Consider the following 19957-nt stretch of genomic DNA (forward strand, 5'->3'; position numbering starts at 1 on the left):
TGTAATACAGAAAGGATGGTTTTATGAAAAAATACATAATTATCCTTATAACTCTGGTTATTATAACACTTGGAGGGATATTTATGAAGGAACAACACGATAAAAAAATGGAAGCACTAGAAGATAAAAAGGAAGAATTGTATTCCTTGGCTAAAAAAAGAATGACTGACTTTATCAAAACAAACTATACTGATATTGAACGTATTGATTATACGAATGATTATATGGTAAACCCAATGGGGGGCATTTCAATTAATGGTTACCTCAATGGAAATAAGAAAAAAGAAATATGGGGAATCTATGATAAAGGTAATGACAAAGTCATATCTTTCACTGTAGATGCAATCGAGAAACCTGAGTGTGAAGATAAAGTATGCGAGTATTAAAAAGAGGTAAATCATCAGAATAAACAAACCAGTCCTCTCGATTATTCAAGAGGACTATTTATTTTAGATTCAGGTGTAGCTGATACAATTGGACTTGTTCTTGAATACATCGTTCTCACTGCTGATTTACTCATACTTTAGATAAAGGATGGTTTTATGAAAACACACACAATTATCCTTATAATAACTCTGGTTATTATTGCACTTGGAGGGATATTTATGAAGGAACATCATGACAAAAAAGTAGAAGCCCTAGAAGCTAAAAAAGAAGAATTGTATTCCTTGGCAAAAAAAAAGAATGACTGACTTTATTAAAACAAACTATACTGATATTGAACGTATTGATTATACGAATGATTATATGGTAAACCCAATGGGAGGCATTTCAATTAATGGTTACCTCAATGGAAATAAGAAAAAAGAAATATGGGGAATCTATGATAAAGGTAATGATGAAGTGGGTTTATTTACTGTTGATGCTAAAGAAAAGCCTGAGTGCGAAGATAAAGTATGCGAGTATTAAAAAAATTTGTTCATTTTAATACTTTTATATATGAAAATCGATACCATAAATACAGTCCCCTTGAACAATTTCAAGGGGACTTAGTTCACCCAACATATCACGATAAACCTCTGAAAGCTTACAACACTTGATGATTAGCGATTATCAATCGTTTCCGGATACATATCATGATTCATCATACGGTACTCGGCCATTTTTTCATACTTCGTCCCAGGCTTTCCGTAGTTTGTATACGGATCAATCGAAATACCGCCTCTTGGCGTGAATTTCCCCCATACTTCAATATAGCGTGGGTCCATTAATTCGATTAGGTCATTCATGATAATATTCATGCAATCCTCATGAAAATCACCGTGGTTACGGAAGCTGAACAGATATAATTTTAACGATTTACTTTCAACCATGATTTCATCTGGAATATAGCTAATGTAAATGGTCGCAAAATCGGGCTGTCCTGTTTGCGGGCAAAGGGATGTAAATTCTGGACAATTGAATTTTACAAAGTAATCTCGATTTGTATGTTTATTTGGGAATGACTCTAGCACTTGTGGTGCGTATTCAAATAAGTATTCGGTTCCTTGGTTTCCTAGTAAAGTGACACCTTCTAATTCTTCTGGTTTTCTAGTCGTCATGTCGTCTCTTCCTTTCTATACGCCTCGTTTATTTCCCCACAACAATGTGTGTAATTGCGGCAACACTCTTACGCGATTCAAGTCTGGATCTTTTGCTACTTGATCGACAAGTGATTCATATTTCTTTAATAAGTGCGTTAATAAATACGCGTCATCTAATGTCGTCGTATCATCATTTCCTACTTGTAAATAAAACAGTAGCTCTGGGTATTTCGCATGAACATCCTTCGCATAGGCTAAATCACGATCATCAAAGATGACGACCTTCAGGCTCGCATGTTGTAGCCTGTTTCCACGTTTTAACTCATCTATGATACGGTCCAGTTTCGTAAAATCTGTTTTCATATTTGAGCTTGGCGGCTTTGGAGAAATCGTTAAATCATCAATCTTCAAAAACCAATCTTGATACATCGTTCCTTGTGTTTCTAGCGCTGTATCTATTCCCTCTTCATGTAACAAATCAATGAGTGATTCCATTTGTTTCAAAAGCGCAGGATTCCCCCCTGAAATCGTGACATGAGAGAAAGCCTGTCCACCTATTTTTTTCAGCTCTTTCACAATCTCTTCCGCATGTAGCCACTGAATATCATGCTTGGCTGATCCATCCCATGTAAATGAAGAATCACACCAGCTACATGAATAGTCACAGCCAGCCGTTCTAACAAACATGGTTTTTTGGCCAATGACCATTCCTTCTCCTTGGATCGTTGGACCGAAGATTTCTAATACAGGAATCGCCTTAGCCATTTGATTCAACTCGTTTCGGACGGTAAATGCAATAGCTTGTCGGTGTCTCTCTGACAAAGACTTGAACACAGGTTGGCTTGTTTGCTAGTGTCGATAAATAGGCCGCCACTTTATCGTGTACCGTCTTAGCCACAACCTCAGTTGTTGGCATCGCATATGGGTCATCCGTAGAAAATTCTTCATGATCATTCAACAATGTATGATCGTACTGCCCATGTATCAGCTTTTTCAGCGTACTGAAATTGACAAGAAATCCGGATTCATCTAAATGGTCTCCAGCAATTGTGATGTTGATCGTATACGTATGTCCATGAACACGACTACACGCACCAGCATCTTCTCTTGGAATAAAATGCGCTGCTGATAGATGCATATCTTTGTTCAATTCAAATGAATATGGATGATCCGTTTGTGGATAGATTTGCGAAAGCATTTATTTCGCCTCCTTCATTTCCATATACGTGTCATATCCATTTTTGCGAAGCTTACATGCAGGACACTCCCCGCAGCCATCAGAAATGATGCCATTATAGCAAGTGAGCGTTTCATTTTTCACAAAGTCTAACGCATCCAACTCGTCTGCTAGCTTCCATGTTTCAGCTTTGTCGAGCCACATCAGTGGTGTATGGATGACAAATGGCTTTTCCATTGCCAAGTTGACTGTCACATTGCAAGATTTTACAAACGCATCACGGCAATCTGGATAACCGCTAAAGTCAGTCTCACATACTCCTGTGATGATGTGTCTTGCACCAATTTGATACGCAAGAATAGATGCAAAAGATAAGAAGACTAAATTTCTACCTGGAACAAATGTAGACGGCAGTTCTCCTTCCTTTTCTACAATATCGATGTCATCTCTTGTTAAGGCATTTGGTGCCAGTTGATTCAACAGAGACATGTCTAATAAATGATTTTTCACACCTAACTTTTCAGCAATCCTTTTGGCGACATCAATTTCTTCTTGATGACGCTGATTATAATGAAAGGTAACTGTCTCTACCTCTTTAAATTGTTGAAGTGCCCATAATAAACAGGTCGTACTGTCCTGTCCCCCACTAAAGACAACAACTGCTTTTTCATTTTTCATTTCCTACGTTCCTCCTTTTGCAATCATGTGCCAGTGCACGAAACTGCATCTGAAAGGCCTCTCAAACCCCCATTTTTCTCAAAAGAAAAAGACACCTTCACATTCATAGAGGTGTCCTAGCCATAAAAAATAAAAAATGCCACATCCAAGGATACGGCAAGTCCTTAGTTTTTTATAGAGGGTTTTGCTAGAACCTCTCCCGTCTTCACGGATTTTTGTTCAATTTTCACAGATCTTAGTGTAGCATATATTTTTTATACAAGCCATCCTTTCTTTACCTATCAATTGATGAAGGGACTTTTTTCAGACTAAGAAAAATAACAAAAAAGATACTGACATAACCAAAAATGGGGTAAACCGTTGAAATAAGTGTACCGTATCCGATTTTACTAATCACATAGCAGCAAATCAGAATCAGAGAAATCGTATACATGCTTCTCAATCTAATATACGCCCTCACCTGTCTCTCCAATCCATATAAATTCCCAATCACTGATGTAAATACTTCACCGAAGATGACAAATAAGTAAATCAGATGAATAGAATTTGCAACTTGATACACCACTTGAGCCATTGGAATGTCAAAGGCCTCTAGCATGGCTAACGAAGAAAGTGATAAAAAACAGACAAGAAGTATGAGTGTTAGCATCACACCTCCAAGTACCGCTCCCTTTTTAATGACAGCTTCCGATGTCATCTCATTTGCAACTGGTACGAGGACGGCTTGTGATAGCGCTAAATTAAAAGCACCATAAGATATCGCAGATAAAATCCATTCACCTTCTCCAAATTGCAATGCAAGCACATGACTTTCACTGCTACTAAAAACAAATGAATCAAGGAATACCATCAGCGAAAAGAAAATCAGCATTGGTACAACGAGTACATTGACACCAAATAACCCTTTTGATCCTTTAAAAAGGACAATAATGCTGAGAATGATTGTCAAACACACACCATATTCCTTTGAAATGCCTAGCTGCTCTTCAAAAATAGCACCAGCGCCCGAAATCATCACAGAGGTCACACCAAGCAAAATAAAAAACATGACGACATTGATATATTGACTTGCTGTTGATCCGAATAAAAAACGATTCATGTCTTGGTATGATTCAGCATTGATTCGTTTAGAAATAAGCATCATTTTAGCACCAAGACCAGTAAAAATAGCGCCACTAATGAGAATTCCCACTAACCCAATCCAGCCAAAACGAACAAAAAATTCTACGATTTCTTTTCCCGTCGCAAACCCAGCTCCAACCACAGTTCCTACATATACAAAGGCAAGCTGAAAAGCGGATTCATTTGAACGTTTCATGTGACCCCTCCGCACCCATCACTTTCAATTGTCTCTTTTCTTATCCTATGAGACAGGTTTCTTGAAAAGAAGGACAAACCATGATTAAATGCAAAAAAGGATCATTTATCCTGCTCTGTGCAAAGTACTTGAAAGTCAAAATAGGTCAGAGTATACTATAGTCAAAGATGGTCAAACAACAGACCATTTTCTTTTCATATCATTAGTCAAATAAGGTCAAACTTTTATTTTAAGGAGGTCATGGCAAATGCGTTGTCAACATTGTCAAGTAAATGAAGCAACTATTCGCCTGAATATGCAAGTCAATTCGTCCCGTAGCCAAATGGTTTTATGTGAAGACTGCTACACCTCTTTGATGGAGCAGTCAAAAATGAAAATGGGACCTAACATGTTCGGCGGAGGTTCATTTTTCTCTCAACCAACAGGACATGCCCCGCATCAGGAGCAATCAAAACAACAAAAAGGGTTACTCGATGAGCTCGGCCGTAATTTAACAGATGGTGCAAAGGCTGGTTTAATTGATCCAGTCGTTGGCCGTGATGAAGAAGTAGCAAGAGTCATTGAGATATTAAATAGAAGAAATAAAAACAATCCAGTGCTCATTGGTGAGCCAGGTGTTGGTAAAACAGCCATTGCAGAAGGGCTTGCACTGAAAATTGCGAGCGGTGATGTACCAAATAAATTAAAGAACAAACAAATTTATTTATTAGACGTGGCTTCCCTCGTAGCGAACACAGGTGTTCGTGGTCAATTTGAGGAAAGAATGAAGCAGTTAATGAAAGAATTACAAAGCCGTAAAAATATTATTCTATTTGTCGATGAAATTCATCTATTAGTCGGTGCCGGTTCTGCCGAAGGTTCAATGGATGCTGGGAACATATTAAAACCTGCTCTCTCAAGAGGTGAATTGCAACTAGTCGGTGCCACTACATTAAAAGAATATCGTCAGATCGAAAAAGATGCAGCACTTGAACGTCGCTTTCAGCCTGTCACCGTTGCTGAACCAACACAAGATGAAGCCGTCCAGATTTTAAAAGGCATTCAAGATAAGTATGAAACGTATCATGGCATTACCTACTCTGAGGATGCGATTAAAGCTTGTGTCCAATTGTCAGCGCGTTATATTCAAGACCGTCACTTGCCGGATAAAGCCATTGATTTGATGGATGAAGCGGGTTCAAAAGCGAACCTCTCACTTGATGTCGCTAGTGAAGCTGAACTCACAAATCGATTAGCACAAATTGCCACTGAAAAACAAGCGGCATTAAAGGCTGAACAATATGAAAAAGCAGCGACGCTTCGAGACGAAGAAGAAGCGATTGAAGCTAAACTGCAACACAAGTCTAATCAAGCAGAACATATCGTCACAGCAGAGGATATTCAAGCCATTGTGGAACAACAAACAGGAATTCCAGTGGGCAAATTACAAGCAGACGAACAAACGAAAATGAAAGAAATTGACGTCCGTTTAAAAGCCAAAGTGATTGGTCAAGAACATGCGGTCGACAAAGTAGCAAAAGCCGTAAAAAGAAGCAGAGCTGGGTTAAAATCTAAACATAGACCAACTGGCTCCTTCCTATTTGTTGGACCTACTGGTGTAGGGAAAACCGAGTTATCCAAAACATTGGCTGAAGAATTATTCGGCTCAAAAGATGCGATGATTCGTTTGGACATGAGTGAATATATGGAGAAACATTCTATATCCAAAATCATTGGTTCTCCTCCTGGTTACGTTGGGCACGAAGAAGCTGGTCAACTCACTGAAAAGGTTCGCAGAAATCCTTACAGCATCATTTTGTTAGATGAAATTGAAAAAGCACATCCAGATGTCCAGCACCTCTTTTTACAAATCATGGAGGATGGTCGATTGACAGACAGTCAAGGCAGAACCGTTAGCTTTAAAGATACTGTATTGATTATGACAAGTAATGCTGGCAGCACTGATAAAACCATCAAAGTGGGATTCCAGTCAGCGCAAGATGACACAATGAAAGAACAATCATTGATTGATTCGCTCAGTCCGTATTTTAAGCCAGAATTCTTGAACCGATTTGACAGTATCATTCAGTTTGAATCATTAGGTAAAGAAGATTTAGTCAAAATCGTTGACCTTCTATTGAATGAGCTAACAGACCAATTAAAAGAACAAAATATAACGATTCAAGTCACAAATGAAGCAAAAGAAAAAATCGCCGAGCTTGGATATCATCCTGCATTTGGTGCTCGTCCATTAAGAAGAACAATCCAAGAACACATTGAAGATCAAATGACCGAGATCATGCTTGAAGAAGAACATCTTGACGGATTTACAGTCGATGTTGAAAAAGATGAAATCATTGTGAAAAAAAGCTAAGTCCATCAGCGTCGATACTACATGCCCCTTTTGCCAATACAATAGAAGAAACAGAGATGCGTTTAGTAAGCATTGGCGAACTTGACTCAAAGAAACTCCCTTCAAATAGATAGGGAGTTTCTTTTTTTAGACGGTAAGAGCAAACTTTCGACAAGATTTCTTCACAGATAGCAGCTTTATTTACTATTCAAGCTAAAACCCTTCTAGAAGATACCGATATTAACTATAGAAAAAGAAAGTAAAAGGATTTGGTGAGATAATGGACAAAACATCGTTGATTGGTATTATTTTAGCATTTGTTGCACTTGGTGTCGGTATGGTTATGAAAGGTGTGAGTTTAACCGCTCTTCTCAACCCTGCGGCTATATTAATTATTATTGTTGGGACCGTTGCAGCCGTTGTCATCGCCTTCCCTACTAGTGAAATTAAGAAAACACCAAAATTATTTGGCAAGCTTTTTAAGGATAACCAGCTGCCAACGATTCAAGAAATGATCCCTCTATTTTCAAATTGGGCGCAAATTGCTCGTCGTGAAGGTCTTTTAGCATTAGAAGCAAGCCTTGAAGAAGTGGATGACGATTTCTTAAAGAATGGACTCAGCATGGCCGTTGACGGTCAAAGTGCTGAATTTATCCGAGATGTATTAACAGAGGAAGTCGATGCCATGTCAGAAAGACATCAGGCGGGTGCATTAATTTTCTCACAAGCCGGTACATACGCTCCAACACTAGGAGTACTTGGTGCTGTTGTTGGTCTGATTGCCGCACTGGCAAACATGGCAGACATTGATCAATTAGGAGCAGCCATCAGTGCTGCGTTCGTTGCCACACTCCTCGGGATTTTTACAGGTTATGTTTTATGGCATCCATTTGCAAACAAGTTAAAACGGAAATCAAAAGAAGAAGTAAAGCTTCGTCTTATTATGATTGAAGGGATTCTTTCTGTTCTTGAAGGTCAATCTCCTAAAATCATTGAACAAAAACTACTGATGTACATCCCAGCCAATGAACGTGCAAGTATCGTCATTGAAGAAGGAGACAAGCAAAATGGCTAGGAAACGGAGAAAGCAAGATCATGATGAACATGTAGATGAGTCTTGGCTAATTCCTTATGCTGATATTCTGACGCTTCTCCTTGCCCTCTTCATCGTCTTGTTCGCATCCAGTTCCATTGATGCTGCAAAATATGAGCAGATGGCGAAATCGTTTAATGTTGTCTTTACTGGTGGTACCGGTGTAATGGATCATTCAAGTATGCAAAGCACCGAGGATCCGGACCAAAGTAATCAAACAAAAAAATCAGCAGAAGATGATGAGGAAGCAAAAGCGAAAGCACGAGATCAAGCAGTTTTAACAAAGGTCAAAAAGCAAGTCGATACGTTCATAGCAAATAAAAAACTAGATGCTAAACTACAAACGAAGCTAACAGATGAAGGGCTTTTAATTACAATTGAAGATAGTATTTTCTTCGATTCAGGTAGAGCCGTCATCCGGCAACAAGATGTTCCGCTGGCAAAAGAGATTTCTAAACTACTTGTCATTAACCCAGCACGCGGCATTGTCATTAGCGGACACACAGACAATGTGCCAATTAAAAATTCAGACTTTCAATCCAATTGGTATTTAAGTGCCATTCGCGCTGTTAACTTTTTAGATATTCTTCTTGAAAACTCCGACTTAGACCAAGAAAACTTTAGTACAAAGGGATATGGAGAATTCAAACCAATTGCTTCAAATGATACAGCAGAAGGTAGAAGTAAAAATAGACGCGTAGAAGTTCTCATTTTACCGATTGAGAAAAAAGCAAAATAAAAAGGAAGCCTGTGGCTTCCTTTTTATTTTATGCTATTCTTTATGGTCGTATAAATGCTTTGCACGAAGTCCCACATGTTTAAGCATATCAATGCAGGCATCCTTCTCTTCTTCGCTCAGCACACTAATCATTTCATGTATTTCTTTCGCATGATCTGGGAAGATATCGTCTAGCAACGCCCGTCCTTTTTCTGTAATATGGGCAAATGTCACCCGGCGGTCTTCAGCACAAGCTTTACGACTGAGTAGTTCTTTTTTCTCTAATTTATCCACTACATACGTAATACTTCCGCTCGCTAGGAGAATCTTATCACCAATTTGTTGAAGCGGTTGATCCCCTTTATGATAAAGCAATTCTAATACAGCGAATTCAGTCGGATTCAGACCGTGCTGAATAATATGCTTGTTCATATGGTGGTTAATTGAACGATACGCACGTGATAATACAATAAACAATTTCAATGATTTTTCAACATTTTTATTTTCCATTTTTTATCATCCTTTATGTCATACAACCCACTTACTGTGACATTAATAAACAATAAGTAAAATGTCAATATGTTGGTCAATAAATAACATGAAAATAAGCCTATACCGAATCACCTAATTTTTTAAAAATGACACAAGTGATCGTAATGAAGATTATTTCAATGCTATAATAAGTCTATTAGGTAATACGTTGGAGCGATGAATGATGAGCATACTGAAAGGGTTTTGGAAGAAAATCAGACTGTATCTTATTTTGGTGGTGCTTCCAACCCTAATCATTAGTTATTTTATCTATGAAAAAGAAACTGAAAAAATCGATTTAAAAAACAAACAAACGGCGACACTCATGTTAAATATTCACAAAAACCAAATGAATTATTTAATCAGTGAAACAGAAGCGAGATTAACATCCCTCGCGATGGGGTTTGATCAGCCGCTAGAAACGAAAAAAGTCCAACACATCCTAGAGAAAATCTATAAACAAGAACCTCGTTTTTCAGGCTTGTATCTCTTAAATGAAAAAGGAGATGTCACTGCCAGCACTACCCCGTTAAAAGAAAAAGTCAATTTATCATTCAGAGATTATTTCAAGCGCATTCAAATCACAAAACAGACTGAGATTACAGATAACTACATAAGTAGAATTACGAAACAACGCATCCTCTCTATTTGTGTACCTGTCTTAGATGAGAATGATCAAGTCACCAATGTATTAGTCGCTGCGATTCAAATTGATTATTTAAGAAATATCATGAACGTATTGAATCCAGATCTTCATTTTAAAATGCACAACCAACATGGCGATGTGGTGTTTACAAGTGGCCCACAGCCAGCATCTGAAAATGACCGAACGGTGTCGACATATTTAGATGAAAATAGCTGGAAGCTAGAGGTTTTCCCGCAGCGAGCTACAGTATCTGAAGTCCTATCTGTTATGCTGTTTCCTCTATCAAGTGCATTTATTTTATTAAATATTTTATTCACGCTTGTCCAATACATGATGTTAAGACGACAAACCCAACAAGAACGTCAGCAAAATGAAGCGCAAAAGCTTGAGTTAATTGGGACACTTGCAGCAAGTACCGCACATGAAATTCGCAACCCTTTAACCGGTATTAGTGGATTTATTCAATTGCTTCAAAAGAAGTATCATTCTGAGGAAGACAAGCTCTATTTCTCTGTCATCGAGGAAGAAATTAAACGAATCAATCAAATTGTTAGTGAGTTTCTTGTATTAGGGAAACCAACTGCTGAGAAGTGGCAGAATAATTCCGTCAAAGAAATTGTGAGCGAAATCATGCCTATCGTTTTCTCAGAAGCCAATCTGTATAATGTTGAGGTTGATTTACAAATCAATACGATTCAAGATGTTGGTGTTTATTGCACAAAGGATCACATTAAACAGGTCGTATTGAATATAGCAAAAAACTCATTAGAAGCCATGCCTAATGGTGGTCACTTGAAGATTATGATTGAGACTGAAAAAGAACAGGTGATTATTAAAGTGAAAGATACAGGTGAAGGAATCCCAGAAGAAATGCTTACACACATTTTCCTTCCATTTATTACGTCGAAGGAAAAAGGAACAGGTCTTGGGCTTGTTGTTTGTAAACGAATCATTTCGATGTATGGCGGGACAATTGATATTCAGAGTGAAGTGAATAAAGGAACAACGGTACTCATCATGCTTCCTTCTGCACACTCAGCATAGCTACATTCAGCCGGTTTGCATACGCAAGTCGGTTTTTCCTGTTAGTAAGAGGGACGATTCACTGATAAGAGACTCATTTGAGACACAATATCATGAAAGGAAGTCACAGCTTGTTGCTCATGTGATAGAAGGTATTGATACTCGTTCATCAGGTTGTCCAATTCTTGACTATACTTGATTGTCATCTCAGCTGTGTATCCTTCTACTTGTGCCGCTTCTACCATTTGTTTTCTCTTTTCATCAATTGACATTAATAACTGTTCTTTCTTTACATACATATTCATCTCATCTCAGCTCCCGCAATGAATTCGTCTGTCTACGCTTTAAATGAACCGACACCAAAATTATACTTTATTTGTAAATTAAATTAAATATGCTTATTTTATTTAATTTTTGACAGTCTAAAGACCTTCTACCCAATCATTTTAAGGTGTAAACGTCAAATTTGGCGGGACTGACTCAAAAGTTCAACAGAAATTTCTCCTATGCAGAAGTGTAAAAAAAACAAGTTTTTCCCCGTTTTATGTCTAATTTACTAAAAAAAGCTGATCTTCCGTCTTCACGGAATGATCAGCTCTCACATCATATGGTTTCTTCTTCGTAAATTGGCACCCAGCCCTCAGTCGTGACAAAAATGCGAACGGCAACTACTTTGCGATCTTCTTGCAGTGTAAAGTAATGGCGGATATGAGGAGGCACTGAAATTAAATCGCCTGGGTTTAGTCTTACATCAAAAAAGACGCCATCCTTCCCTTGAATCGCAAAGATTCCATGTCCACTCACAATAAACCTCACTTCATCGTCTGTATGATGGTGCTCGCGCTGGAAGTTTTGAAGTAGTTCATCTAAATGAGGTGTCGAATCAGATAACGAAATGACATCCTGTGCTTTGTAGCCTCTTCGCTCAGAAATGGCCCTAATTTCATCTTGGAAGACGGTCAAAATTTCTTCTTTCTCTTCATCAGTTAAATCATACTTTTCTGATAATGAACTTGGTAGTTTTGCAATATCCCAATGTTCATAAATGACACCTTGTTCTTCTAAATATGCCTGAACTTCTTGTTCGTTTTCAAGTAATGTTTTCTCTTCATTATGAATATAAATTGTCGCCATATGTTTCTCCTCCTATGATCTAATAAGTTGGGATTGATAGAGTGATAATTTCAAATGATAACTACATAAAAACTCATATGCCTCTAACACACGCTTTGCTTCAAATGCTGTTTTTCCCCACACCGTAATGCCATGATTACGTATGAGTACAGCTCCTGATTCGTTACCTTCACTTAGATGTGCAGCAAATTGTTCAGCAAGATGCGGGATATGTGCTGGGTTTTCTATAATAGGTAGAGCGACTTCTGCCTCCTCTTCCCAATAACCAAGCGCTTTAATGATTTCGTTGCCTTTAAACCGAATTTCTCCTTGATCCCCATATAGCTCAGATATCACATTATTATCAATTGTGTGCACATGGAGACAGCAGCCTGCATTCGTCCGTTCATACAAGTAGGTGTGAAGCAATGTTTCGGCTGATGGTCTAAGCGTTTCGCCCGGTTCAACTGGCTGACCTTGTGCATCAACAAGCACAAAATCTTCGTTTGTTTCTTTTCGTTTATCCTTCCCGCTTGCCGTCACCAAGAATGTGATTGGGTCATCCGACACCTTGATGGATAGATTTCCGCTTGTTCCAAAGAACCAGTCTCTTTGTGCCAGTTCACGTTTGACTTCGGCTAACTCCTGCCAGCGTTTACTCTTTGTCTCTCCCATTCCTTCACTTCCTTTATTTGTGCGAATTGCGCTTTTAGATCAATAAATGTTTCATACTCTTGGTGGATGACGTTCATTTCTTTACATTCATTCAGTAAATAATCACGGGCAAATGTGAAATCAGCATGCTTTGCCGCCTCTATATCTGTGACCGAATCTCCAATCATGATAATAAAGTCATTCTCATCGGTCAGCTGTCGAATAATGGACGGCTTACAACAGCCACAGCCATTTTGGCATTGCGAATCACAGGCAAAAGGCCATTCAATTTGAATACGCTCCTTTTGAAACGACGCATGATTGCAATAAATAGATTGCTTCTCTACAATGCCCTCAAGTACTGGGTAGACAAAAAAGTCCATTCCTCCGCTTAACACATAAAAAGGAATGTCAGCTTTTTTTAAATAAGCGACAAATTCTTCAAATCCTTCTCGAATCTCTGTATCTTGTAAAATAAACGATTGTATCGCTTCCTTCTGATCACTGTCTAGTAATTGAAACATTCGTCCGACACCTTCTTGAATGGTGATCTCCTTTGACAAAACAGCGTCTTTTAGCTTCGTCCATTCGCTAGGTGCAAACTGTTTCATGATCCTGATAATATTATCGTTTTTCGTGATCGTTCCATCAAAATCACAACATACAATTGGCCTTTTCATCTAATCCTCTACCCTTCCCCAAAGATCAAGTGCTGCTTGTAAGTCTGAACAAGAGGATGCCTGCTGTTCAACCGGAATATCATTTATTACAGCATCAATGATTGATCTAAATGCTTTGCCACCGCCGATGGCTCCACGTGGATGTCCATGAATCCCTCCACCTGCATTGATCACATGGTCGATTCCGAAATCTTTGATTAATTGCGGTACCATGCCAGGGTGAATGCCAGCTGATGGGACAGGGAATGTTCGCTTTACGGTGTCCTCTTTCAGACAAGCTTCATAGATTCCAAGCGCCTCTGCTTTCGGAAGTGCGACAGAGCCATAAGGAGATGGAAATAGACTCAGATCGGCGCCTGCATATCGATTGAGGGTTCCTAAAAGAAGAGACGTTGAGAATCCATATTCAGGAGACGATGTGTATGCCCCGCTCACTGCTGGATGAGCCATGATCGGCAAATGAATCTCTGAATCTTCCGCTAAACTTTGCATCACATCAAGCCCATAGGCATGGACGTTAAACAGCAACGCATCAGCCCCAAGTTCGGCTGCCTTTAAGGCTTTATCTCTTAGATCAAAGGTTCTGCCAGTGAGATTGACTGCATAGAGCGTGCGGTGACCTGTCTCTTCATAGGTTTCCTTTAAGATCCTCTTTCCTTCTTTGATTCGATCTTCAAAAGGAGCGAGTGGACTTTCAAATAAGATTTCATCATCCTTAATGAAGTCAACGCCGCCTAACGCTTGCAGTCGAAGTTGTTCATTTAAATCCGCCATATCACGACCGATCACGCCTTTAAAAATACTCATTAATAACGGACGATCATACACATTTAGCTTCTTTCGAATGCCTTCAATTCCGAATACCGGTCCTGGTAGGTTTTTCTTAAACGCCGTAGAGAATTCGATGTCAACAAGCTTTATTTTCCCGTCCAATGATAACTTCCCGAAAATCGTCGTTAAAACGGCTGGTATATCTGCTGAGAAGTTTGCCTCCGGGTATGCAATGGTCACCTCTGATTGAAACAATCCATTTGGTGTTGCGGCAAACTTCTCATTGACGTTGACCACACGGCCTTTATGTTTTTTGAGCTGCTCCTTTTTGAGCTGCGGCAAATCTGTCCATGATCCGACCGTTAATCCAAGCGCGATCTGCTCCGCTTTCCGGTCCATCTCTTCATTCTCTCGATGTGTTAGTACATATGTCGCCAGTAATTCACTCACTAGGAATCCCCTTTCAATTGCGTCCTGCTTATGTTCAAACAAAAAAACCTCTTTCAGTGCTAGATCAGCGCCTTAAAGAGGTTTCGTATCATTCATCCGAATCTTATCTCTCAGCGCCTGCTGCAAGAATTAGCACCGTGCTTCATGGAAGTCGGTTGCCGGGCTTCATTGGGCTAGTCCCTCTGCCTACTCTTGATAAGAATATTCAATTTTCTTAAATGTTGCCTGAATTATCGCATCGTTCTTTTACGTTGTCAATGACTTTTTTTCAAACAAACCTAACGCAGCAATTCGTTTCACTGCTTCTTTTAGCCGTTCCTCACTTGTTAAAAGACCCACTCTCACGTAGCCTTCACCGTGAGACCCAAAACCGTTTCCTGGTGCAACGACCACATGCGCTTTTTCTAATAATAAGTCCGAAAAAGATTCCGATGTATATCCATCTGGCACCTTTAACCAAGCAAAAAATGATCCCTTCGGTGCCTGAACGTCCCAGCCAATCTCCTTGCAGGCTGCAATCCAAGTATTGCGCCTTTTTTCGTATCGTTCATTTTGTTCCTGTACACATGTTTGATCAGCTAATAGTGCTGTCGCTGCTGCGTCTTGTGTTGCTTTAAAAAGGGAAACAAACATATGATCCTGATATCGCTCAATGGCTTCAATCACAGACGGATTCCCGACAGCAAAACCGACGCGCCAGCCAGCCATATTATATGTTTTAGACAATGTATATATTTCAATTCCTATGTCTTTGGCGCCATCTATTTGCATAAAGCTCACTGGTTGATCTCCATCGAATCCAATGCCACCATATGCAAAGTCATGGACAATACATATCTCGTGGTCTTTTGCCAAAGTGACTGTTTTTTCAAAAAAGGCACGATGGGCCGTTGCACCCGTTGGATTGTTTGGATAATTTAAGTACATCAATTTTGCTTTCTCCTTATGATCATCTGACAATTGATCATAATCAGGTAAAAAATCATTTTTTTCGAGTAGAGGCATTGTCACCATTTCAGCTCCGGCAAGCACAGCGCCCGACCAATAATCAGGGTAGCCTGGATCTGGAACGAGGAGTGTATCACCAGGATTCAGTAAGCATTGGGGTAATTCAACAAGCCCTGCTTTACCACCAAATAAAATCGCAACCTCCGATGTCGGATCAAGGGTAACGCCATACTCTCTTTCATAAAAGGTAGCGGCAGCCTCTTTTAATTCTGTCGTTCCTCGGAATGAAGAATATTGATGATTTTCAGGCTTTTCTACCGCTTCTTGCATGGCTTTCACTATATGTGGCGGAGTTGGCTGATCAGGATTTCCCTGACCTAAATTAATGATATCTGCCCCTTCCTGCATCTTTTTCTGCACTTTTTGGACAAGCGATGCAAAGAACTGCTTAGGTAATTTTCTCAACACATCTGATTGCTGAAATTCCATTTTTTCACCTTCTATTCAAGTTACGTAACAATAAACTCACTGTAATGGATTGTTTTATGAATTGTAAAGCAATTTCGAAAAAAGATTGACACGCGAAGATCAGTTCTGATAATATCTTGAATTAAGAAATGTGACAGATGAAAAACAATTACATATTGATTTCTCTTATCGAGAGTTGGGCGAGGGATTTGGCCTTTTGACCCCAACAGCAACCGACCGTTAATACCACTGTGAAGTGGGGCGCAGCATGATCGCGCCAAGACGACAGTCTTATAGGGCACGGTGCTAATTCCATCAGACGTATGTGCTGAGAGATAAGAGAGGCTTTGTGCACACACACATATCAAGCCTCTTTCTCTCAGGAGAAAGAGGCTTTTTTATATGATTTGGAGGGGAAACATTTGGTTACATTGACAGCATCGTATGAAGAATTAACAGAGAGTTCGGCAGTCGCACTGGCTATTAGACTTGGACTGATTCAAGAAAGCAGTCATTTGACATGTACCGAAATTGGTGACGGAAATTTAAATTATGTCTTTCATATTTTTGATCATAAGCATGAAAAAGGATTGATCATTAAACAGGCATTGCCATATGCAAAAGTTGTAGGTGAAAGCTGGCCACTGACATTAGACAGGGCACGAATTGAAAGCACGGCTCTCATTAAGCAATCTGAATATGCACCACATCTCGTGCCAGAAGTGTACTATTCTGACACAAACCTAGCCGTAACAGTCATGGAGGATCTTTCACACTTAGAAATCGTCAGAAAAGGGCTAATTGCGGGAAAACAATATCCGAATTTATCAAATGATGTAGGGGAATTTTTAGGGAAAACGTTATTTTACACGTCTGACTTCGCGACTAACCCTAAAATTAAAAAACAATATGTGAAGCAGTTTACCAATCCTGATCTTTGTGACATTACAGAAAAACTTGTGTTCACAGACCCTTTTTTCGATAGTGAAACAAATGATTTTGAAGAAGCGTTAAGAGAGGATGCTGAAAAACTTTGGGCGGATTTAGAACTGCAAGCAAAGGCAGCGGAGCTAAAGCGAATTTTCTTAACATCTGCTGAAACACTCGTGCACGGAGATCTTCATACTGGGAGTATTTTTGCAAATGTGCATGAAACAAAGGTGATCGATCCAGAATTCGCCTTTTATGGACCATTCGGATTCGATATTGGTCACTTTATAGCCAATCTCCTCTTAAATGCTTTATCCCGTGAGAATAAACAAGATCAACAGCCTCTTTTTGATCATGTTGAAAATGTTTGGTCTACGTTTACAGAGGTTTTCAGAAAAGCATGGAAGGAAGATAGCATCGAGGCATTTAGTGTATCAGACAGCTTTTTAGAAACAACCTTTGACCGTATTTTAAAAGAAGCAACCGGCTTCGCTGGCTGTGAGCTCATCCGCCGAACGATTGGTCTTGCCCATGCAGCTGATTTAGATGCCATTTCTTCACCAACAAGACGGATCAAACAGAAAAAAGCAGCACTTACGCTCGGCCAAACATTCATCAAACAATACGATACAGTGGAAACAGCGTCTGACCTCGTCGCCTTATTCCAACAATCTGTAAAGGAGTGACGAGATTTGTCAAAAGAATTTGAAGTTCCTCGTTCAGTTGAATGGGAAGAAAATCACATCAAAATATTAAATCAACAAAAATTACCGGCTGACACGGTATTTGAACACTTATATACGAAGGAAGATGTATTTGATGCCATCGTCACATTAAAAGTGCGTGGCGCACCTGCTATTGGCATTACGGCTGCCTTTGGGCTCGCATTAAGCGCCCAAAGCATAGACACAGATGAAATAGACGTATTCAAGAAAGAAGTAGCGCGTTTAAGGGAATATCTCAATGGGGCTCGTCCAACTGCCGTGAATCTCGCTTGGGCATTAGACAGACTGTTACAGCGCATTGAACGCGCCGCTTCTGTGAATGCAGCCAAAACAGATCTTGTGCATGAAGCCATTCAAATTCAAATTGAAGATGAAGAAACGTGCCGACAAATCGGTCATAATGCACTCCAGCTCTTTAAATCTGGTGACCGAATTATGACCATTTGTAATGCGGGATCCATCGCAACTAGCCGCTACGGAACAGCACTCGCCCCTTTTTACTTAGCAAAAAAGAAAAACCTTGATCTTCATATTTATGCGTGTGAGACACGTCCTGTCCTGCAAGGAGCAAGGTTGACCACATGGGAATTGATGCAAGGCGGTGTGGATGTCACGCTCATTACGGATAACATGGCAGCCCATACAATGAAAGAAAAACAAGTCTCTGCAATCATTGTTGGAGCCGATCGAATCGCTCGAAATGGTGATACAGCAAATAAAATCGGCACCCTAGGTCTTGCCATCTTAGCAAAACACTATCAAATTCCGTTTTTTGTCGCGGCACCTCTTTCAACCTTTGATGTATCGATTGATCACGGATCTGATATTCCGATTGAAGAACGAGACCCCCAAGAAGTGAAAACTGTAAACGGCATACAAATAGCACCACCTGATGTCCAGGTATTCAATCCTGCCTTTGATGTCACGCCACATGAACTCATTTCAGGGATCATTACAGAGAAAGGGATCATTACTTCTAACTATAAAGAAGAGATCGATGCTCTATTTTCAGAAAGCCTCACTTTAGCGTAGCCTCAGTTGATTTTCGTACGGAACTCCGTGGAGTTCCGTTTATTTAATCCCAATGATTAATGGGTTTCCAATAAGCCAATTGCTTGAATTCAGCACGATTTAATTGTGATGTCTGTAGCAGGTTTTGGTCCAAAGGAACATTGAGTTTATCTAAATCGATGATGCCCATCAAATTGTGCAATGTTCGACGGGGATTGCGGAGGAGTGAAATCAATGATTTCCCCACGACGACGACAGGCAAAATCGAAGCAAAGTTGTTTAAAAAGCTTCCCGTCTACTTGTGTAGGTGCATTGTCTTCAGAATCATAAAAGCCTGTAATTCCATTATGTAATATCAATTTGTATACACCACCGTCATTTTGAAAATCACAAGAATATGCCATTTCCCCTAATCACATGATCTGATCATAAAAAGCGCGATGTTCTGATTACTTAAGAGCACCGCGCTTTTTTGTCTGGATTGTTTTCGCTACTATTTCTTTCTTTTGTTCCTCTGTTAATATGTTCATTTTGACACACAATGACGTCATGGCATAAATCTTTTCTTTTTTACCCCCAAACATTGTAGCGGCCTCCTTTTTCCCTCGACCAACTTTTTTAGCTTAGTAAAAGGATATGTCGTTTGCTAAACATTTGGAACAGGTCAATCGATTTATTTTTTGATAAATGGGATCCGTTCTAATTCTAGCAGAACTTCTTTTATCTCCGTCTTCGACCCTGCATAACCAGTTAGTGAGCGGTCTTTTCCAATCACCCTGTGGCATGGAACCAAAATTGGCAGGGCATTTCGCCGATTGGCTTGTCCAATGGCTCTGACTGCCTTAGGATTGCCGATCGTTTTTGCGATATCCGCATAATTTCTCGACTCCCCATATGGAATCGCAGATAATGCTGCCCATACTTGCTCTTGAAAAGGTGTCCCAGCTTGTTTGAGGGGGAGATCGAATGTTTGACGATCCCCCTTAAAATATTCATCAAGCTGTTTCTTCGCTTCAACTAAGACGGGTGTCTCTTCTTTTATCGCGCTAATCCCCTGCTGCTTTGACACAACGAATGGCTCGCCATCAAACGTGACTTCAATCACAAACCCTTCGTTTTCTAGTATGTATAATTCGCCAAGTGGTGCGGTATAAACTGTATAATACAC

Annotated in this window: 22 protein-coding genes, 1 pseudogene and 3 riboswitches; of the genes and pseudogenes, 8 read left to right on the top strand and 15 right to left on the bottom strand. The window is 39.6% G+C overall.

Going from position 1 to position 19957, the window contains the following annotated elements; translation table 11 throughout:
• Window positions 1-23: 23 nt before the first annotated feature.
• On the top strand, window positions 24-386 hold the full coding sequence (locus tag AB1K80_RS02595; protein WP_412855056.1) for a DUF1433 domain-containing protein: 363 nt from the start codon (window positions 24-26) through the stop codon (window positions 384-386).
• 219 nt (window positions 387-605) lie between these two features.
• Window positions 606-909: pseudogene (locus AB1K80_RS02600) on the top strand (DUF1433 domain-containing protein).
• A 134-nt stretch (window positions 910-1043) separates the two neighbouring features.
• On the opposite strand, the gene queF reads toward AB1K80_RS02600, so the two are convergent.
• The 5 genes from queF to AB1K80_RS02625 all read right to left on the bottom strand — a co-directional run bounded on the left by queF (window position 1044) and on the right by AB1K80_RS02625 (window position 4696).
• Window positions 1044-1541 carry a preQ(1) synthase gene (gene queF / locus AB1K80_RS02605; RefSeq protein ID WP_412855057.1) on the bottom strand — a complete coding sequence of 166 codons (498 nt, stop codon included), beginning with the start codon at window positions 1539-1541 and terminating at the stop codon, window positions 1044-1046.
• A gap of 15 nt (window positions 1542-1556) precedes the next feature.
• Complete coding sequence (gene queE, locus AB1K80_RS02610) at window positions 1557-2288, bottom strand: 7-carboxy-7-deazaguanine synthase QueE (RefSeq protein ID WP_412855058.1); 732 nt, start codon at window positions 2286-2288, stop codon at window positions 1557-1559.
• Window positions 2281-2721 (bottom strand): 6-carboxytetrahydropterin synthase QueD, encoded by a 441-nt coding sequence (gene queD, locus AB1K80_RS02615; protein WP_412855059.1) that lies wholly within the window; start codon window positions 2719-2721, stop codon window positions 2281-2283. The genes queE and queD overlap by 8 nt, the downstream gene beginning before the upstream one ends.
• Window positions 2722-3378: a 7-cyano-7-deazaguanine synthase QueC gene (queC, locus tag AB1K80_RS02620; protein WP_412855060.1), complete on the bottom strand. Its 657-nt coding sequence runs from the start codon at window positions 3376-3378 to the stop codon at window positions 2722-2724.
• A 158-nt stretch (window positions 3379-3536) separates the two neighbouring features.
• A riboswitch (PreQ1 riboswitch) is annotated at window positions 3537-3581 on the bottom strand.
• A gap of 71 nt (window positions 3582-3652) precedes the next feature.
• Window positions 3653-4696 (bottom strand): hypothetical protein, encoded by a 1044-nt coding sequence (locus tag AB1K80_RS02625; RefSeq protein ID WP_412855061.1) that lies wholly within the window; start codon window positions 4694-4696, stop codon window positions 3653-3655.
• Window positions 4697-4943: 247 nt separating this feature from the next.
• On the opposite strand from AB1K80_RS02625, the gene AB1K80_RS02630 reads away from it, so the two are divergent.
• The 3 genes from AB1K80_RS02630 to motB all read left to right on the top strand — a co-directional run bounded on the left by AB1K80_RS02630 (window position 4944) and on the right by motB (window position 8860).
• Window positions 4944-7049, top strand: a complete 2106-nt coding sequence (locus tag AB1K80_RS02630) for an AAA family ATPase (protein WP_412855062.1) — start codon at window positions 4944-4946, stop codon at window positions 7047-7049.
• A gap of 259 nt (window positions 7050-7308) precedes the next feature.
• A complete protein-coding gene (gene motA / locus AB1K80_RS02635; protein ID WP_412855063.1) occupies window positions 7309-8103 on the top strand; it encodes a flagellar motor stator protein MotA in 795 nt (264 codons plus the stop codon).
• Entirely contained in the window at window positions 8096-8860 is a 765-nt protein-coding gene (motB, locus tag AB1K80_RS02640) for a flagellar motor protein MotB (RefSeq protein ID WP_412855064.1), read from the top strand. Before motA ends, motB begins: the two co-directional genes overlap by 8 nt.
• 33 nt (window positions 8861-8893) lie before the next feature.
• On the opposite strand, the gene AB1K80_RS02645 is transcribed toward motB, so the two are convergent.
• Complete coding sequence (locus AB1K80_RS02645) at window positions 8894-9349, bottom strand: MarR family winged helix-turn-helix transcriptional regulator (RefSeq protein WP_412855065.1); 456 nt, start codon at window positions 9347-9349, stop codon at window positions 8894-8896.
• A 205-nt stretch (window positions 9350-9554) separates the two neighbouring features.
• Between AB1K80_RS02645 and AB1K80_RS02650 the strand changes: the two genes are divergently transcribed.
• Window positions 9555-11060: an ATP-binding protein gene (locus AB1K80_RS02650; protein WP_412855066.1), complete on the top strand. Its 1506-nt coding sequence runs from the start codon at window positions 9555-9557 to the stop codon at window positions 11058-11060.
• Window positions 11061-11101: 41 nt separating this feature from the next.
• On the opposite strand, the gene AB1K80_RS02655 is transcribed toward AB1K80_RS02650, so the two are convergent.
• The 6 genes from AB1K80_RS02655 to AB1K80_RS02680 form a co-directional block, all read right to left on the bottom strand.
• The gene (locus AB1K80_RS02655) at window positions 11102-11344 is read right to left on the bottom strand and encodes a Spo0E family sporulation regulatory protein-aspartic acid phosphatase (protein ID WP_412855067.1); all 243 of its coding nucleotides are present in this window, start codon (window positions 11342-11344) and stop codon (window positions 11102-11104) included.
• Between the two features lie 298 nt (window positions 11345-11642).
• Window positions 11643-12173 (bottom strand): 1,2-dihydroxy-3-keto-5-methylthiopentene dioxygenase, encoded by a 531-nt coding sequence (locus tag AB1K80_RS02660; RefSeq protein ID WP_412855068.1) that lies wholly within the window; start codon window positions 12171-12173, stop codon window positions 11643-11645.
• 12 nt (window positions 12174-12185) lie between these two features.
• Window positions 12186-12827: a methylthioribulose 1-phosphate dehydratase gene (locus tag AB1K80_RS02665; protein WP_412855069.1), complete on the bottom strand. Its 642-nt coding sequence runs from the start codon at window positions 12825-12827 to the stop codon at window positions 12186-12188.
• Entirely contained in the window at window positions 12791-13486 is a 696-nt protein-coding gene (locus AB1K80_RS02670) for a 2-hydroxy-3-keto-5-methylthiopentenyl-1-phosphate phosphatase (RefSeq protein ID WP_412855070.1), read from the bottom strand. The genes AB1K80_RS02665 and AB1K80_RS02670 overlap by 37 nt, the downstream gene beginning before the upstream one ends.
• Entirely contained in the window at window positions 13487-14707 is a 1221-nt protein-coding gene (gene mtnW, locus AB1K80_RS02675) for a 2,3-diketo-5-methylthiopentyl-1-phosphate enolase (protein WP_412855071.1), read from the bottom strand.
• A 100-nt stretch (window positions 14708-14807) separates the two neighbouring features.
• Window positions 14808-14909, bottom strand: a riboswitch (SAM riboswitch).
• Window positions 14910-14953: 44 nt separating this feature from the next.
• On the bottom strand, window positions 14954-16144 hold the full coding sequence (locus AB1K80_RS02680; protein WP_412855072.1) for a pyridoxal phosphate-dependent aminotransferase: 1191 nt from the start codon (window positions 16142-16144) through the stop codon (window positions 14954-14956).
• Window positions 16145-16306: 162 nt separating this feature from the next.
• Window positions 16307-16465: riboswitch (SAM riboswitch) on the top strand.
• 80 nt (window positions 16466-16545) lie between these two features.
• Between AB1K80_RS02680 and mtnK the strand changes: the two genes are divergently transcribed.
• Complete coding sequence (gene mtnK, locus AB1K80_RS02685) at window positions 16546-17739, top strand: S-methyl-5-thioribose kinase (RefSeq protein ID WP_412855073.1); 1194 nt, start codon at window positions 16546-16548, stop codon at window positions 17737-17739.
• A gap of 6 nt (window positions 17740-17745) precedes the next feature.
• The gene (gene mtnA / locus AB1K80_RS02690) at window positions 17746-18810 is read left to right on the top strand and encodes an S-methyl-5-thioribose-1-phosphate isomerase (RefSeq protein WP_412855074.1); all 1065 of its coding nucleotides are present in this window, start codon (window positions 17746-17748) and stop codon (window positions 18808-18810) included.
• 146 nt (window positions 18811-18956) lie between these two features.
• Here mtnA and AB1K80_RS02695 read toward each other — a convergent pair whose 3' ends face one another.
• The 3 genes from AB1K80_RS02695 to AB1K80_RS02705 all read right to left on the bottom strand — a co-directional run bounded on the left by AB1K80_RS02695 (window position 18957) and on the right by AB1K80_RS02705 (window position 19957).
• Window positions 18957-19193 (bottom strand): hypothetical protein, encoded by a 237-nt coding sequence (locus tag AB1K80_RS02695; protein ID WP_412855075.1) that lies wholly within the window; start codon window positions 19191-19193, stop codon window positions 18957-18959.
• Between the two features lie 45 nt (window positions 19194-19238).
• Window positions 19239-19373 (bottom strand): hypothetical protein, encoded by a 135-nt coding sequence (locus AB1K80_RS02700; RefSeq protein ID WP_412855076.1) that lies wholly within the window; start codon window positions 19371-19373, stop codon window positions 19239-19241.
• A gap of 89 nt (window positions 19374-19462) precedes the next feature.
• Window positions 19463-19957 carry a methylated-DNA--[protein]-cysteine S-methyltransferase gene (locus tag AB1K80_RS02705; RefSeq protein WP_412855077.1) on the bottom strand — a complete coding sequence of 165 codons (495 nt, stop codon included), beginning with the start codon at window positions 19955-19957 and terminating at the stop codon, window positions 19463-19465.

Source organism: Bacillus sp. 179-C3.3 HS, assembly GCF_047229225.1.
In the GTDB taxonomy this organism is placed as follows: Bacteria; Bacillota; Bacilli; order Bacillales; family Bacillaceae; genus Bacillus.